Source organism: Actinoplanes sp. NPDC048796, assembly GCF_040650035.1.
In the GTDB taxonomy this organism is placed as follows: Bacteria; Actinomycetota; Actinomycetes; order Mycobacteriales; family Micromonosporaceae; genus Actinoplanes.
Genome location: NZ_JBEZGO010000003.1, coordinates 415,416 through 428,769, shown reverse-complemented (window position 1 = coordinate 428,769; position 13,354 = coordinate 415,416). Strand labels below are relative to the sequence as shown.

14 protein-coding genes are annotated in these 13,354 nt (G+C 70.7%); 10 read left to right on the top strand and 4 right to left on the bottom strand.

The features are described 5' to 3' along the window. Position 1 precedes the first annotated feature (1 nt). The 3 genes from AB0C26_RS15745 to AB0C26_RS15735 all read right to left on the bottom strand — a co-directional run bounded on the left by AB0C26_RS15745 (position 2) and on the right by AB0C26_RS15735 (position 4,896). Positions 2-3,082 (bottom strand): ATP-binding protein, encoded by a 3,081-nt coding sequence (locus AB0C26_RS15745; RefSeq protein ID WP_360247265.1) that lies wholly within the window; start codon positions 3,080-3,082, stop codon positions 2-4. Between the two features lie 1,156 nt (positions 3,083-4,238). Further along, positions 4,239-4,601, bottom strand: coding sequence for a hypothetical protein (locus tag AB0C26_RS15740; RefSeq protein WP_097317554.1), 363 nt, complete (start codon positions 4,599-4,601; stop codon positions 4,239-4,241). A gap of 1 nt (position 4,602) precedes the next feature. Beyond that, positions 4,603-4,896, bottom strand: coding sequence for a hypothetical protein (locus AB0C26_RS15735; RefSeq protein ID WP_097317555.1), 294 nt, complete (start codon positions 4,894-4,896; stop codon positions 4,603-4,605). A 341-nt stretch (positions 4,897-5,237) separates the two neighbouring features. Between AB0C26_RS15735 and folP the strand changes: the two genes are divergently transcribed. The 7 genes from folP (at position 5,238) to AB0C26_RS15700 (ending at position 9,716) form a co-directional block, all read left to right on the top strand. Further along, a complete protein-coding gene (folP, locus tag AB0C26_RS15730) occupies positions 5,238-6,074 on the top strand; it encodes a dihydropteroate synthase (protein ID WP_360248257.1) in 837 nt (278 codons plus the stop codon). Positions 6,075-6,079: 5 nt separating this feature from the next. Then, positions 6,080-6,451 (top strand): dihydroneopterin aldolase, encoded by a 372-nt coding sequence (folB, locus tag AB0C26_RS15725; protein ID WP_360247262.1) that lies wholly within the window; start codon positions 6,080-6,082, stop codon positions 6,449-6,451. Beyond that, a complete protein-coding gene (gene folK, locus AB0C26_RS15720; RefSeq protein WP_360247260.1) occupies positions 6,448-6,975 on the top strand; it encodes a 2-amino-4-hydroxy-6-hydroxymethyldihydropteridine diphosphokinase in 528 nt (175 codons plus the stop codon). Before folB ends, folK begins: the two co-directional genes overlap by 4 nt. Positions 6,976-7,010: 35 nt before the next feature. Further along, positions 7,011-7,478, top strand: coding sequence for a DUF3180 domain-containing protein (locus AB0C26_RS15715; protein ID WP_360248255.1), 468 nt, complete (start codon positions 7,011-7,013; stop codon positions 7,476-7,478). 135 nt (positions 7,479-7,613) lie between these two features. Then, the gene (locus tag AB0C26_RS15710; protein WP_360247258.1) at positions 7,614-8,858 is read left to right on the top strand and encodes an ABC transporter permease; all 1,245 of its coding nucleotides are present in this window, start codon (positions 7,614-7,616) and stop codon (positions 8,856-8,858) included. 19 nt (positions 8,859-8,877) lie between these two features. Then, positions 8,878-9,168 carry a hypothetical protein gene (locus AB0C26_RS15705; RefSeq protein ID WP_360247256.1) on the top strand — a complete coding sequence of 97 codons (291 nt, stop codon included), beginning with the start codon at positions 8,878-8,880 and terminating at the stop codon, positions 9,166-9,168. 56 nt (positions 9,169-9,224) lie between these two features. After that, on the top strand, positions 9,225-9,716 hold the full coding sequence (locus AB0C26_RS15700) for a hypothetical protein (protein ID WP_360247254.1): 492 nt from the start codon (positions 9,225-9,227) through the stop codon (positions 9,714-9,716). A 7-nt stretch (positions 9,717-9,723) separates the two neighbouring features. Here the strand turns inward: AB0C26_RS15700 and AB0C26_RS15695 are convergent, their stop codons facing one another. Continuing rightward, positions 9,724-10,719, bottom strand: coding sequence for an ATP-binding cassette domain-containing protein (locus tag AB0C26_RS15695; RefSeq protein WP_360247252.1), 996 nt, complete (start codon positions 10,717-10,719; stop codon positions 9,724-9,726). 2 nt (positions 10,720-10,721) lie between these two features. Between AB0C26_RS15695 and AB0C26_RS15690 the strand changes: the two genes are divergently transcribed. The 3 genes from AB0C26_RS15690 to AB0C26_RS15680 all read left to right on the top strand — a co-directional run bounded on the left by AB0C26_RS15690 (position 10,722) and on the right by AB0C26_RS15680 (position 13,289). Further along, a complete protein-coding gene (locus AB0C26_RS15690; RefSeq protein ID WP_360247250.1) occupies positions 10,722-11,444 on the top strand; it encodes an ABC transporter permease subunit in 723 nt (240 codons plus the stop codon). After that, entirely contained in the window at positions 11,441-12,154 is a 714-nt protein-coding gene (locus tag AB0C26_RS15685) for an ABC transporter permease (protein WP_360247248.1), read from the top strand. The genes AB0C26_RS15690 and AB0C26_RS15685 overlap by 4 nt, the downstream gene beginning before the upstream one ends. 139 nt (positions 12,155-12,293) lie before the next feature. Beyond that, on the top strand, positions 12,294-13,289 hold the full coding sequence (locus AB0C26_RS15680; RefSeq protein ID WP_360247246.1) for a glycine betaine ABC transporter substrate-binding protein: 996 nt from the start codon (positions 12,294-12,296) through the stop codon (positions 13,287-13,289). The last annotated feature ends 65 nt before the right edge of the window (positions 13,290-13,354 follow it).

Genomic DNA, 13,354 nt, shown 5'->3' with positions numbered 1-13,354 from the left:
CTCAAGCCTCCAGGTCGGACGGCGACATCGGAATGGCCGTCGGTGGTGCCTTTGCGGCCGTCGGTGTCGTGTCCAGGTGTTCGAGCAAGCCCTCGACGTACGACACGTCGACCCGGACCTTCTGCACGCGCCCGTCCACGTCACGCATCACGAACTCGCGGAAACCCAGTCGCGTCGACGACGAAGTGTCCACTTGCGACAAGGAGGCTAGCGTCGCCTCGTAGCCGTCGTGCACCGGCACCCGGAGCAGGCGCAGCGCCTCCGAGGCGATCTCCTGGTCCTCCGCGATGCGGCCCACGAAGACCGTCGACACCAGGTTCTGCACGTCCAGGCCCAGGATGTCGCGCGGGTTCTGCGAGGCCACCAGCGCCGCCAGGTTCCACTTCCGGGAGTCACGGGCCAGGCGTACGAGGAACGAACGGCCCGACCGCCAACCCTCCATGAAGTGCGCCTCGTCCAGGCCCACCATCTTGCGGGACGACATCGACCCGCCGTAGCAGCGGCGGACCGCCAAGCGGTGCGCCGTGTGCAGCATCGGCAGGGCCAGCGACTCCTCGGCCGACCAGTACTCGCGTTCGATCTTCAGGTCGGGCAGGCGCAGGCCGGCCATCGTGATGACCGTCAGCGCCGCGTCCGCGCCCAACAGGTGTTGTGGCGGCGAGCCGAAGAACAGCAGCGCCAGCGGCATCTCCGCCGTGTCGAGCAGCAGGTTGGCCAGTTCCTTGCCCTCGTCGTTGTCCAGGTTCTGCAGGGTGCGGACCACGTCGTCGAGGGTGGACGTCTCCTCGGCCGGCACCTGCCGTACCGCGTGCCGCAGCAGCGTCGCCGTCGACGCCTCCTTGGCCACCTGCGGCGGCACCAGCATCGAGCAGATGTCCTGGACCAGCATGCGGCGTTCGGCCCGGGCGTTGGAGACCGCGATCTCGAACTCGCGGTCGCCGCCCGGCCCGGTCGCGAACTCCGAGCGCACCGGTGTCGGAATCAGCGCGTACGGCGCCAGCGTGCCCTGTTCAGAACCGGTCAGGTTGAGCACCCGCGAGTACGGCCGCAACTCCGGCATCTGGCACAGCCGGGCCAGCGGGCCGGACGGGTCGAGCAGGGTCACCTGGACGCCGCGGCGGGCGTTCAGATAGCCGAGCGCACCCATCAGCGTCGACTTTCCACCGCCGGGCTCGGCCACGAACACGCCGAGGCCGGAACGTTCCCGCACCTCCATCGGGAAGTGCAGGTCGAGGAAGACCGGCCGCCGGCAGGTGCCCGCCGTACGCCCGATCAGGTCGCCTCGCCGGTCGCCGACCGTGGACGCCGCCTGCGGCAGGGCCGCCGCCAGCAGCTTCACCGGCATCCGGCGGACGTAGCCGGTGTTGGCGATCGGCTCGCCCGGGATGAACTCGCGGGCCAGCTGGTCCTGGTTCTTCGGGTGCTGCAGCGAGATCCGCATCTCGCGCGAGTAGAGCTGGATGAGCCGCCGGGCCCGTTCCAGGCATTCCTCACGGGTGGCGCCGCCGACCGCGATGCGGTGCCAGCCGTGCGCGCGGGCCGACTCGACCGGCAGGCCGGTGGTCATCTCGTCGCCGATGACCAGGGCGCGCTTGGCCAGGCGCTCCAGTTCGGGCGGGGCGTCGATGCCGTGCTCGGCGTAGTCGAGCTGCTGCGACCGGATCATGCGGAGCCGGTGCTCGAGGTTCTTGAACGAGCTGCCGGAGCCGAGGATGTCGATGCGCGAGGAGATCTCCATGGGCCACGGCAGCCGCTCGTGGAAGTGCAGCCACGGCTCGTGCTTCTCGGGGATCTCCAGCGGCTCCATGCGGCCGACGGACAGCACCGCCACGTGCCTTTCCTCGCCGGTCATGCGGTTGACCAGCTTCACCGTGGAGCCGTACGGCGTACGGTAGCGCTCCACCTGCTCGGTCAGTGCCAGCAGATCACCGGTGTCCCACTGCCCGTTGGTGACGGGCGAGAGCGGCCCGGGCGGCGACATGCACAGCGCGACCGAGCGGAACAGCAGCCATTCCAGCTCCTGCGGGGTGACCCGGCGCCCGCGCATGCCGAACGCGTTGAGAACTTCGTCGAACTGCTCGACCGTACGGCCGAGCTTGCGCCTTTCGCTGTCCGACGTGCCGCGCCCGAAGATGCGCAGGATGCGCTCGGAGAACGTGTCGCCCAGCGAGCGCCGCGCGAAGGTGACGCCCAGGTAGGTCTGCCCTTCGGCGTGGTTGACCGAGAGCAGGTGCCGTTGGGCGGCGACGAGATGGTCGGACCAGCTGGTGCCGCCGCGCACGTCGGGCAGCGGTTTCGCGGTGAACGAGTCGACCGTGCGGGCCCACTCGTCGGCCGGGAAGGGCCGGTTGGTGCGGCGCAGGTGCAGCCGGAAGCCGGCCAGGCCCGCGTACTGCTCGGAGATGGCGCTGAGCAGGGCTTCCCGCTCGGCATCGGGACGGAAGGCCCAGCGCACCTCGGGCAGCGAGTACCAGGCGGTGACCGTGCTCTGGGTGAAGGTCAGGTGCCCGGCGATCTCACTGATCTCCAGCTCCATGGCCGGATCGCGGTCGTTGAACTTCAGCTTGTGCGGCCGCAGCGGCGCCGGCCGTGCCTTCTTGTCCTGCCGGACCGGCAGGTTCTTCGGCTCCTTCTTGCGCTTGGCCGGGGACTTCTCCTTGCGCTTGGCGGGGGCTTTCTCCTGCGCGGGCACGGGGAGCGGTGCTTGCGCTTCCTGGGTGTACGGGTCGGCCAGCTCTTGGGCGTACGGCGCATCCGGGCTCGCCGAGCTCCGGCGATCCCGCACCGGCGGAAGACCGGAGCTGCCCACGGTCTGCCAGAGCGGCGGCGTCGACACCGGTGGCGCCGGCACCGGGTCGGTGGCGGGCGGAGTGGCCGCGCCGACCTGCGGCGACGCCGGCCAGTTGTCGAAGTCGGGCCAGTCGTCGTCGCTCAGGTCCCCGGTCGACTCGAAGAAGTCGGCCTGCGGCCCGATGGGCGCACGGCTGTACGGCGACACCGGCTCCGGCACACCCCAGGCACCGGCCGCGCCCTGATCGAAATCGGACGACGGGGCGGGTACGGGCGGACCGTCCACCGGCACGACACCAGGCTCGACCGGCACCGGTGAGTAGGCCGGCGGCGAGGAGTCCCGGCCCGAGTAGGCCGATGGCGAGAAGTCAGGCGGCGAGAAGTCAGGCGGCGTGGAGCCAAGCGGCGTGGAGTCAGGCGGCGAGTAGGCCGACGGCGGGAAGGCCGGGTCTGCGGAGTCCGGCCGCGACGAGACGGGCTGGGCGGAGACAGGCTGGGCGGAGCTGGGCTGCGCGGAGACCGGCCGCGAAGCGGAAGGCGGCGGGACCGGCTGCGCGGAGACCGGCCGCGAAGCGGAAGGCGGCGGGACCGGCTGCGCGGAGACCGGCCGCGAAGCGGAAGGCGGCGAGACCGGCTGCGCGGAGACCGGCCGCGAAGCGGGAGGCCGCGAGATCGGCGGGAACGAGACCGGCCGCGACGATTCGGGCGGCGATGAAACCGGCCGCGAGGTTTCGGGCGGGGACGAGACCGGCCGCGACGAGACGGGCGGGGACGAGACCGGCCGCGACGAGACGGGCGGGGACGAGACCGGCCGCGACGAGACGGGCGGGGACGAGACCGGCCGCGAGGATTCGGGCGGGGATGAAACCGGCCGCGACGAGGCGGGCGGGGATGAAACCGGCCGCGAGGAGAAGGGCGGAGATGAGACCGGCGGCGAGGAGATCGGCGGAGATGAGACCGGCGGCGAGGAGATCGGGCGCGACGGAATCGGCGGCGCGGGGGGCGCGGCGGCCTGCGGCGGCTCGGGGTCGGCGACCGGGGGTGGGCCGAAGCCGTTGGCCGGCCGGTCGTCGAAGTCGAAGCCGAAGTCGAACTCGGCCCCGTCGTCGGGAATCGTGCGGGATTCACTCGCCGGAGTGCTCTGGGCGGGAGCCGGCGCGCCCACCCCGCCGAACAGGTCGAGGAACGGCGAATCGATGTCGAGCGTGGTGTCGACGGCGGAGCCCCGTGGCCGTACGGGCTGAGGTGGCTGGAAGACGCCCACCCCGCCGTGCCCCGGCGCGGCGACGAGGTCTTCCGCCCCCTCGTCCGGGGAATCTGGCGAAGCGTAGTGGTCCGAACGCACACCGTTACTCTGCATGCCCGGCCGCTGGGCCGCCGCGCGGGGATGCCCGGGCGGAATCGGTCCGGTCATGCGCCTGCTCCGTGGAAGAGGGCGATGGAACTGGTCATACCAACTCCTCCCGAACCCGGATGCGAGTGGCGACAAGACGCGGATCGCGCCGCTCGTCGGCCGGCTCGCGGGTGCGGCGCCAGTCGGTGAGCGCGGTGCGGATGACGACTCGAGCCGGACGGTCGGGGTCGACGTGCCGGAACACGTACGACGTGGTGACCATCGCCAGCGCGATCTCCCAGGCGGGGAAGGCGTCGAACTTGAACGTCATCAGATAGTGCAAGAGCATGAACAGGGGCACCAGCGCCACGAACATGCCGTACTGGGCGTAGGGCAGGTGGACGGGCAGGGTGTATCCCGGGGGGCCGAGGTAGAGCAGGCGCGCCCGGTAGATGTCGTCGTCGGTGCGAAGCCGCATCTCAGCTGAAGATCAGATCGATGAGGAAGTCGCCGACGAAGAACAGGGTGGCCGCGCCGGCGATGAAGGCCAGGCCGACGATGGCGATGGCCGAGCTCGTCAGCACCTTGGAGATCTCACCCCGGCTGGCGCGTCCAATGAAGATCACGCCGAGCACCGCGAGCAGGATCGGCGCGATGTTGCTGGCGAAGAACTTGACGACGCCATTGGTGTCGATGCCCTTGGGTTCGGGCGCGGCGAGTGTGGCCTGATGGAGCAAGGCCGCGGCCTGCGTGGCGAGCTCAGTGGCGATCATCGGTAAACCTCCCCGTGCCCGGCTAGGGGGTTCCGGACACGCTGCAGTTGTGAAGCCTCACGGCAACGCCCATATCGTGCTACTTCCCCACCCTGCGCGTCGAGTGAGCCGTTCGGGCAGTGCCATGCTCGTCTGCTCTCTCCGGTTGGTTCAATGATGCCCAGATCCGAAGAGTACGGCTCGCACTTCTTGGCTACAAGCGTCTGAAACGTTACGCAAGGTGATGGCGTGCGTGAAAATGAGTCACGGTCCATCGTACGCACGTGCGACAAGAGTGCTCGCCGTACCCTCGTCCTGTGACGACTCAGCCGACGGAATCGCAGGTCGCGGGCCACCGCCTGATGCATGTGGATCACCCGGTCGTGATGGGGGTCCTCAACGTCACGCCGGACTCGTTCTCGGACGGTGGGAAATACACGGACGAGGAGTTCGCAGTTGCGCACGGGTTGGATCTCCGGAAAGCCGGCGCGGACATCGTGGACATCGGCGGCGAGTCGACACGCCCGGGCGCGGAGCGGGTGGACGCGTCGACCGAGATCGCGCGGGTGGTCCCGGTGATCGAGCAGTTGGCCGCGGCGGGGGTGCTGATCAGCGTCGACACCACGCGGGCGGCGGTGGCGGCGGCCGCGCTCGAGGCCGGCGCCACGGTGATCAACGATGTGTCGGGCGGGCTCGCCGACCCGGGGATGACCCGGGTGGCGGCCGAGGCCGGCTGTCCGTTGATCTTGATGCACTGGCGTGGACACTCGCGGCACATGAATGAATTGGCCGTCTATTCCGACGTGGTGGCCGAGGTACGCGACGAACTGCTCCAGCGCGTGGACGAAGCGCTCGCCGCGGGAGTCGCGCCCGGACAGATCATTCTCGACCCCGGTCTCGGCTTCGCCAAGACGGCCGAGCACAACTGGGCCCTCAGCGCCCACCTCGACGTCCTCGTCGGCCTCGGCTTCCCGGTGCTGTTCGCGGCCAGCCGCAAGACCTATCTCGGCCGCCTGCTGGCCGGCCCGGACGGCACGCCGCGACCGGTCGAGGAGCGCGAGGCGGCCACGCTCGCCACCTCTCTGCTGGCGGTCGCGGCCGGAGCCTGGGGAGTCCGCGTGCACGACGTGCGATCCACGGCCGACGCGCTCGCGGTCTGGCGCGCCACCGGTGCTCCCCGCCTGCGTACGGCAAGCTAGAGATCATGAACGAGGAGCAGGGGCGGATCTCGCTCAGTGGGCTGCGCGTGCGAGGCCGGCACGGCGTGTTCGACTTCGAGCGCGAGCAGGGCCAGGACTTCGTGATCGACGTACGGCTCGACCTCGATCTGCGCCCGGCCGCGGCCAGCGACGACGTGACCGACACGGTGCACTACGGCGAGCTGGCCGAGCGCCTGGCCGCGATCGTCGGCGGCGAGCCGGTCAACCTGATCGAGACGCTGGCCGACCGGCTGGTCACCGCCTGCCTCGAGGATCGGCGGGTCGCCACGGCCGAGGTCACCGTCCACAAGCCCCAGGCGCCGATTCCCCTCGAGTTCGCGGACGTCGCGGTCACCCTGCGCCGGAGCCGGTCGTGACGCGTGCCGTCCTGTCGCTGGGCAGCAACCTCGGCGACCGGCAAAGACATCTTCAACAGGCCGTACGCATCCTCGGCGCCAGCGTCGTGACGATGTCCGGTGTCTACGAGACGCCGCCGTGGGGCGACGCCGACCAGCCCCCGTACCTCAACGCGGTGGTCCTGGCCGTCGACCCGAAGGCCGCGCCGCACGACTGGCTCCAGCGCGCCCGGGCCGCCGAGGCCGCCGCCGGGCGGGTCCGTGACCCGGAGCGCCGATTCGGGCCGCGCACCCTCGACGTCGACGTCATCGCCGTCTGGGACGCCGACGATCAGCCGGTGACCAGCGACGACCCCGAGCTGACGCTGCCGCACCCGCGGGCCCACCTGCGGGCGTTCGTGCTGCGCCCGTGGATCGACATCGAACCGTACGGGCGGCTGCCCGGGCACGGCCGGCTCACCGATCTGCTGAACGACCCCACCCTCGCGGGCGACCTCGCCGGGCTGACCCCGAGGCCCGACCTCCCACTAGAGTCGGACGCGTGAGCAGCAACCCGCAGGCGCCCAAGTCGGACCCGTCGATGCGCCCGACCAGCATCTCGGTGCTGATCGTGGCCGGGCTGGCCTCGGCCGCCGTGGGCTGGCTGCTGCTCAGCTTCTCCTATTCCTCCCTGCCCGAGCTGCCCTGGTCGCCGGTGATCGTGCTGGCCGTGCTCGCGGTGGCCGAGGGCCTGCTCGCGCAGAACACGAGCGCCCGCATCCAGCGTAAGCCGGGCACCATGCCGGTCGACCCGCTGGCGGTCGCGCGATATGTCGCTCTTGCCAAGGCGTCCTCGCTGGTCGGTGCGATCTCGGCCGGGTTCTCGGCGGGCCTGCTGGCCTGGCTCGCGATGGAGCCGACCCAGGCCGCGCACGACGACCTTCCCAAGGCCGTCGGCGGCGTCGTCGGTGCCCTCGCACTGATCGGCGCGGCTCTCTGGCTGGAGCGGGCGTGCCGCGTCCCGGAGCGTCCCGACTCCAAGGACGAGGAAGATTCCGACCTGCGCTGATATCGCAGGAAAAGCCGGTGTTTTCGGCCTTGAACTGAGACCGACCTCTATCCGTATGCTCTGGGCGCGGGGGCTTGCGACCCGGCGGATCTCGGCGTGCCGACGCGCGGGGACGCACAGGAGGGAGGCACGGCTATGGCGTACGACGAGGCGACCTACCGCCGGCCGGCCGAGGAGCAGCCGACCGACCCCGCCGCGTACCGCGCGAACACGCTGGCCGCGGCCGAGCAGCGCCGCCGCGCCGAGCAACTGGACGATCCGGGCGACAGCACGACGACCGACGTCATGCGCCGGGTCGACGCCGACGAGGACGGGCGGGACCGGCTCGGCATCCACCTCGGCTGGGAGGTCGTGCTGCTGGTCGCCGCCGTGGCGATCGGCTACATGCTCTGGCGGGCCGACTCGGACGCCCTGCAACGCCCCGGCCTCGACAACCTTCTCGTCACCGGCGCGGCCATCGGCCTGCTCACCCTCGGCGCCGGACTGACCCTGCGGGCCGGCGTGCCCAACCTGGCGCTCGGCCCGATCGCCCTGGCGGGCGCCCTTCAGTACGCCGAGCAGGGCGACCAGGGCCTGGTCAAGTCGGTCGTGCCGGCGCTGATCATCGCCGCCGCGGGCGCCGCGGTGATCGGCCTGCTGATCCTCGTTCTGCACGTGCCCGGCTGGGCGGCCACCCTCGCCGCCGGCTTCGGCGTGATCGTCTACGACCAGCTGCGGATCGCGCCGGTCGTGGTGCAGGGCGACTACGACCCGACCGACCAGGCCTTCTTCCTGTTCGGCGGGTTCGCGCTGCTGGCCGTGCTCGGCGGCGCCCTCGGCACGGTCGGCCCGGTGCGCCGCTGGCTGGGCCGGCTGCGACCGGCCGGTGACCCGGCCACCCGCCGGGGCGCGGTCGTCGCCGTGCCGGTGATCGGGACGCTCGTGCTCTCCTCGGCCTTCGCGGTGGTGACCGGCGTGCTGTTCGCCGCCCAGTCCAGCACCCCGATCGTGCCCGGCACGGGCTTGGAGTGGACCGGCATCGCGCTCGGGCTGGCCATGCTCGCCGGTACCAGCGCGTACGGCCGCCGGGGTGGGATTTTCGGGACCCTGTTCGCGGTCAGCGCGCTGACGCTGTTCCTCGACTACCAGACCCGCGAGAAATTCGACATCGCGCTGTTCGCGATCGCGGCCGCCGTCTTCGGCGGCGGGCTGATCGTCACCCGGCTCGTGGAGACGTACGGCAAGCCCCTGCCGGCCGCCGGGGAGCCGGACTGGAACGCGGCGCCCGCCGCCACCGGCGCCAACTGGTCGCCCGACCTGCCGGAGACCTGGTCGACGACGACGACCTCGACCGGCCGCACCGACCGCTGGGACGCGGGTCCGTGGGGGACCAGTCGTTGATCGCTTTATGCTTGCCTGCATGACCTCTGGAAGCTTCGCCGAGCTGGACGCCCTGCCCACCGAGGAGCTGCGCGAGCGCGCCTTCGCCCTGGCCCGGGAGCGGCACGACATCAAGTTCTTCTGGACGGTCTTCCGGAACCTGCCGGACGCCGACGAGGCGGCCGAGCTGGACGGCGCGCCCAACTCGATCGGCCCGATCATCGACGAGGCGGTCGCGCTCTGGCGCGAGTTCGAGGGCCACATCGCGTACGGAGAGCAGGAGCCCTTGCTGCGCGCCGCCTTCATCGATTATCTCCAAAAGGACCACTGACCAGCGCATTCATCAGCATCGTTTGAAACGGGAGCCGCGCTGGGAATTAGCCGCGCATGGCTCTCGGTAACCGATACAAGTCTGTGCCTGGTGCGGGCACCCTTGCCGCGCTCATACTCGTGCTCGTCTTCGGCAGCCCCTGGTACGCCGACTGGGCGAGCAAGAACGCCGACCCCGAAACCGCCGGCGGCTGGTTCCTCAACCTGCTGGCCTGGCCGCGCTGGTCGTTCGACACCAGCGACTCGCTGCGCGACATCATCGTCACCGACCTCAAGGCGATCCTGCTGGTCGTCCTGACCGCGCTCTTCCTCTACCTGCTGCCCGGCTCGCAGCTGGCCCGGGCCCGCGGCACGATCAGCCAGTTCTTCTCCGGCTGGTCGGCGTACATCTTCGCGGGCGGGTTCGCCGCCCTGTTCACCACCCTGTTCCTGGCCAACCCGTCGCTGATCAACGCCTTCCGGGCCGCGGGCAACGGCGCCTCGTACGGCCTGTTCGTGGGCTGGATCATCGGCCTGGCCACCCTCGGCGGGTACCGGGGCACGCGCTAGATCTGGATCAGACCGAGGCCGGGGTGTCGAAGATGGCGGACCGGGAGACCGTGCCGACGGGCCGGCCGTCCTCGACCACCACCACCTCGACCGCGTCCACCGTGAGCATCGCCGCCAGCGCGTCGTGCAGCGTGCCGGTGATGTCCACGGTGGGCCGGTCACCGGCCTGCAGGCCGTCGGCCGGTTGCAGCGCGTCGCGCACCGGGGTGACCGCCAGCCGGCGGATGCCCCGGTCGGCGCCGACGAAGCTGGCCACCGCGGCCGAGCTCGGCCGGCTCAGCAGCTCGGCCGGCGGGGCGAACTGCTGAAGCTTGCCACCCTCGGCCAGCACCGCGATCCGGTCCCCGAGCCGCACCGCCTCGTCGATGTCGTGGGTGACCATGACGATCGTCTTGCGGACCTCGGCCTGAAGCTTGAGGAACTCCTCCTGAAGCCGGCCGCGGGCGATCGGGTCGACCGCCGAGAACGGCTCGTCCATCAGCAGCACCAGCGGGTCGGCGGCGAGCGCGCGGGCCACGCCCACCCGCTGACGCTGGCCGCCGGAGAGCTCGTGGGGGTAGCGGTCGCGGTATTTCGCGGGGTCGAGGCCGACCAGGTCCAGCAGTTCGTCGGCGCGGGCCTTGACCCGGGCCCGGTCCCAGCCGAGCAGCTTGGGCACGGTGCCGATGTTGGCGCCGATCCTCTGGTGCGGGAAGAGTCCGACGTTCTGAATCACGTAGCCGATGTGGCGGCGCAGCTCGACCGGGTTGCGATCGTGGATGTTCTGCCCGTCGAGCAGGATCGTGCCCTTGGTCGGCTCGATGAGCCGGTTGATCATGCGAAGGATCGTCGACTTGCCGCATCCCGAGGGGCCGATCAGCACGGTCAGCTCACCGGCGCGGACCTCGAGGCTGAAGTCGCCGACCGCCACCGTGCCGTCCGGGTAGGTCTTGCCGACGTCCTGGAGTGTGATCGAGGCAGCGCTCCGGCCGGGTCCGCCCTCGGTGATCGCGGTAGCGTCCACGTATGTCCTTCCTGTCGTGGGCCCCGGCGGGCGCCCCGCCGCTGGCCGCACCCGCCGACGACGGGCCGGGGAATCCGTGGTTCTCCTGGCAGTACGTCCAAGACAACTCCGACATCATCCTCGACAAACTAGGATTTCACGTCGGCATCACGATCGAGACTGTGATCATCGCCCTGCTGGTGGCGCTCCCGCTCGCCGTCCTGGCGTACTGGATCAAACCGCTGACCGGGCCGATTCTCGCACTGTCGGGCGTCCTCTACACGATTCCGTCGCTGGCGTTGCTGGCCCTGCTCGCTCCGCTGCTCGGCGCGACCAGCCGGGTGCCCGTGCTGATCGCGCTGGTGCTGTACGCGCTGCTCATCGTGATCCGCAACGCGCTGACCGGCCTCACCCAGGTGCCCGACGAGGTCAGGGACGCGGCGGCCGGCATGGGGTACGGCCGCTACGGCCGGCTCTGGCGGGTCGAGCTGCCGCTGGCGCTGCCCGGCATCGTCACCGGCCTGCGGCTGGCCACCGTCTCGACGGTGGCGTTGGTCACCATCGGCTCGATCATCGGCAACGGCGGCCTCGGCGATCTGATCCTGGGCGGCTTCGCCAACAACTTCTACAAGGCCGAGATCCTGACCGGCACGGTGCTGTGCGTCGCTCTGGCCCTGGTCCTCGACCTGGCGCTGGCCGGCTTCGGCCGCCTGCTGACGCCGTGGAGCCGCCGGAGGGCCTCGTGAGCTACTTCTCGGACGGCATCACCTGGCTGAACGACCCGCTCAACTGGACCAACCCCGGTGGTCTGCTCGATCGGCTTCAGGAGCATCTGGTCATCAGCTTCTGGGCCGTCCTCATCGGCTGCGTGGTCGCCCTGCCGCTCGGCATCTGGCTGGGCCACCGGGGCCGGGGCGGCGGCCTGGTGATCACGGTGGCCAACCTGACCCGGGCCATCCCCACGCTCGCCCTGCTCACGATCCTGCCGCTGACCGCGCTCGGCTTCGGCAAGCTGCCGGTCATCGTCGCGCTGGCCGTGTTCGCGGTGCCGCCGCTGCTGGCCAACGCCTACACCGGTCTGCAGGCGGTCGACCCGGAGACCAAGGACGCGGCCAGGGGAATGGGACTCTCCGGCGGCCAATTGTTGCGCCGGGTGGAGCTCCCGCTCTCGGTCCCGTACCTGGCCGCCGGCCTGCGGACGGCCGCGGTGCAGGTGGTGGCCACGGCCACGCTCGCAACATTTGTCAACGGCGGTGGGCTCGGGCAGATCATCACGGCCGGATTCGGGCTCGGCATCAGCGTCGGCGGGGGTCAAATTGTGGCCGGCGGCATAGCTGTGGTGGTCCTCGCACTTCTCGTCGAAGGGATCTTCGCCCTCGTGGAACGCCTGGTCACGCCCCGTCCACTGAGGTCCGTACGCCGGCGGAAGGTGGCCGCGACCGACCCGGCCGGGTAACGGACCCGCAACTTTGCCGAAAGTTGTCACACCCAGCGGGTAGACCTTTCTAGGCAGAGAAACGGGCAACGCACAGCGGCTGCCCGTCCGGACACGCGGCGCGGCCACCTGGCCGCGCCGGGACACAGAAGGCGGCAGTATGCGTCGAAACATCTTCTTGGCGGCCGCCGCGGCAACCGTGGCCGTCGTCTCGCTCGCCGCGTGCGGCGACGCGGGCTCCTCCGGCACCGAGGCGCCGCCGTCCGCCGCCGCGGGCGCCGGGTGCGCACCCGTGGCCGGTGACGCGCTTGTCGTCCTCGAGGACGACAAGAAGCTTCAGAACACTGACAACGTGATCCCCGCGATCAACAAGAAGGCGTCGTCGCCCCAGCTGATCGCGGCCCTCGACAAGGTCTCGGCCGCGCTCGACACGACCAAGCTCATCGCGCTGAACAAGGCGGTCGACATCGACCGCAAGTCGTCCAAGGCGGCGGCCCAGGAATTCATGACGGCCAACAACATCGCGGCCGGCCTGGCCAAGGGCCCCGGCGGCAAGATCACCGTCGGCGCCGGCAACTTCACCGAGAGCGCCACCCTCGGTGAGATCTACGGCCTGGCCCTGACCGCGGCCGGCTACACGGTCACCGTCCAGCAGATCGGCAACCGTGAGCTCTACGAGCCGGCGCTCGAGAAGGGCAGCGTCGCGGTCGTGCCGGAGTACGCGGCCACCCTGGCCACCTTCCTGCAGGGCAAGGTCGACAAGAACGGCGCCGACCCGTCCTCCAACGACCTCGACACCACGGTGAAGAACCTGACCGCGCTCGGCGAGAAGGTGGGCCTCGTCTTCGGCAAGCCCGCCGCCGCGCAGGACCAGAACGCGTTCGCCGTGACCACCGCGTTCGCCGACAAGAACGGCCTCAAGACGCTGTCCGACCTGGCCGCCAAGTGCTCGGGCGCGGCCACCGTGCTCGGCGGCCCGGCCGAGTGCCCGCAGCGTCCCAAGTGCCAGCTCGGCCTGTCCGAGGTGTACAACTTCCAGGCCGGCAAGTTCTCCAGCCTGGACGCGGGCGGCCCGCTCACCAAGAGCGCGCTCAAGCAGGGTCAGATCAGCGTGGGCCTGGTCTTCAGCTCCGACGGGTCGCTGGCTGCGGGCTGACGGTTTCCACTGTTCGCGCAGTGTTGCGAAGGTGAGCGCCGGGTTTCAGCCATCTGAAGCCCGGC

Excerpts from the sequence above, each read along its gene's own strand:
- folB (WP_360247262.1), top strand. The coding sequence starts at position 6,080 with ATGAACGAGGAGCAGGGGCGGATCTCGCTCAGTGGGCTGCGCGTGCGA.
- AB0C26_RS15715 (WP_360248255.1), top strand. The coding sequence starts at position 7,011 with ATGCGCCCGACCAGCATCTCGGTGCTGATCGTGGCCGGGCTGGCCTCG.
- folP (WP_360248257.1), top strand. The coding sequence starts at position 5,238 with ATGCATGTGGATCACCCGGTCGTGATGGGGGTCCTCAACGTCACGCCG.
- AB0C26_RS15705 (WP_360247256.1), top strand. The coding sequence starts at position 8,878 with ATGACCTCTGGAAGCTTCGCCGAGCTGGACGCCCTGCCCACCGAGGAG.
- AB0C26_RS15690 (WP_360247250.1), top strand. The coding sequence starts at position 10,722 with ATGTCCTTCCTGTCGTGGGCCCCGGCGGGCGCCCCGCCGCTGGCCGCA.
- AB0C26_RS15740 (WP_097317554.1), bottom strand. The coding sequence starts at position 4,601 with ATGCGGCTTCGCACCGACGACGACATCTACCGGGCGCGCCTGCTCTAC.
- AB0C26_RS15710 (WP_360247258.1), top strand. The coding sequence starts at position 7,614 with ATGGCGTACGACGAGGCGACCTACCGCCGGCCGGCCGAGGAGCAGCCG.
- AB0C26_RS15700 (WP_360247254.1), top strand. The coding sequence starts at position 9,225 with ATGGCTCTCGGTAACCGATACAAGTCTGTGCCTGGTGCGGGCACCCTT.
- AB0C26_RS15735 (WP_097317555.1), bottom strand. The coding sequence starts at position 4,896 with ATGATCGCCACTGAGCTCGCCACGCAGGCCGCGGCCTTGCTCCATCAG.
- AB0C26_RS15680 (WP_360247246.1), top strand. The coding sequence starts at position 12,294 with ATGCGTCGAAACATCTTCTTGGCGGCCGCCGCGGCAACCGTGGCCGTC.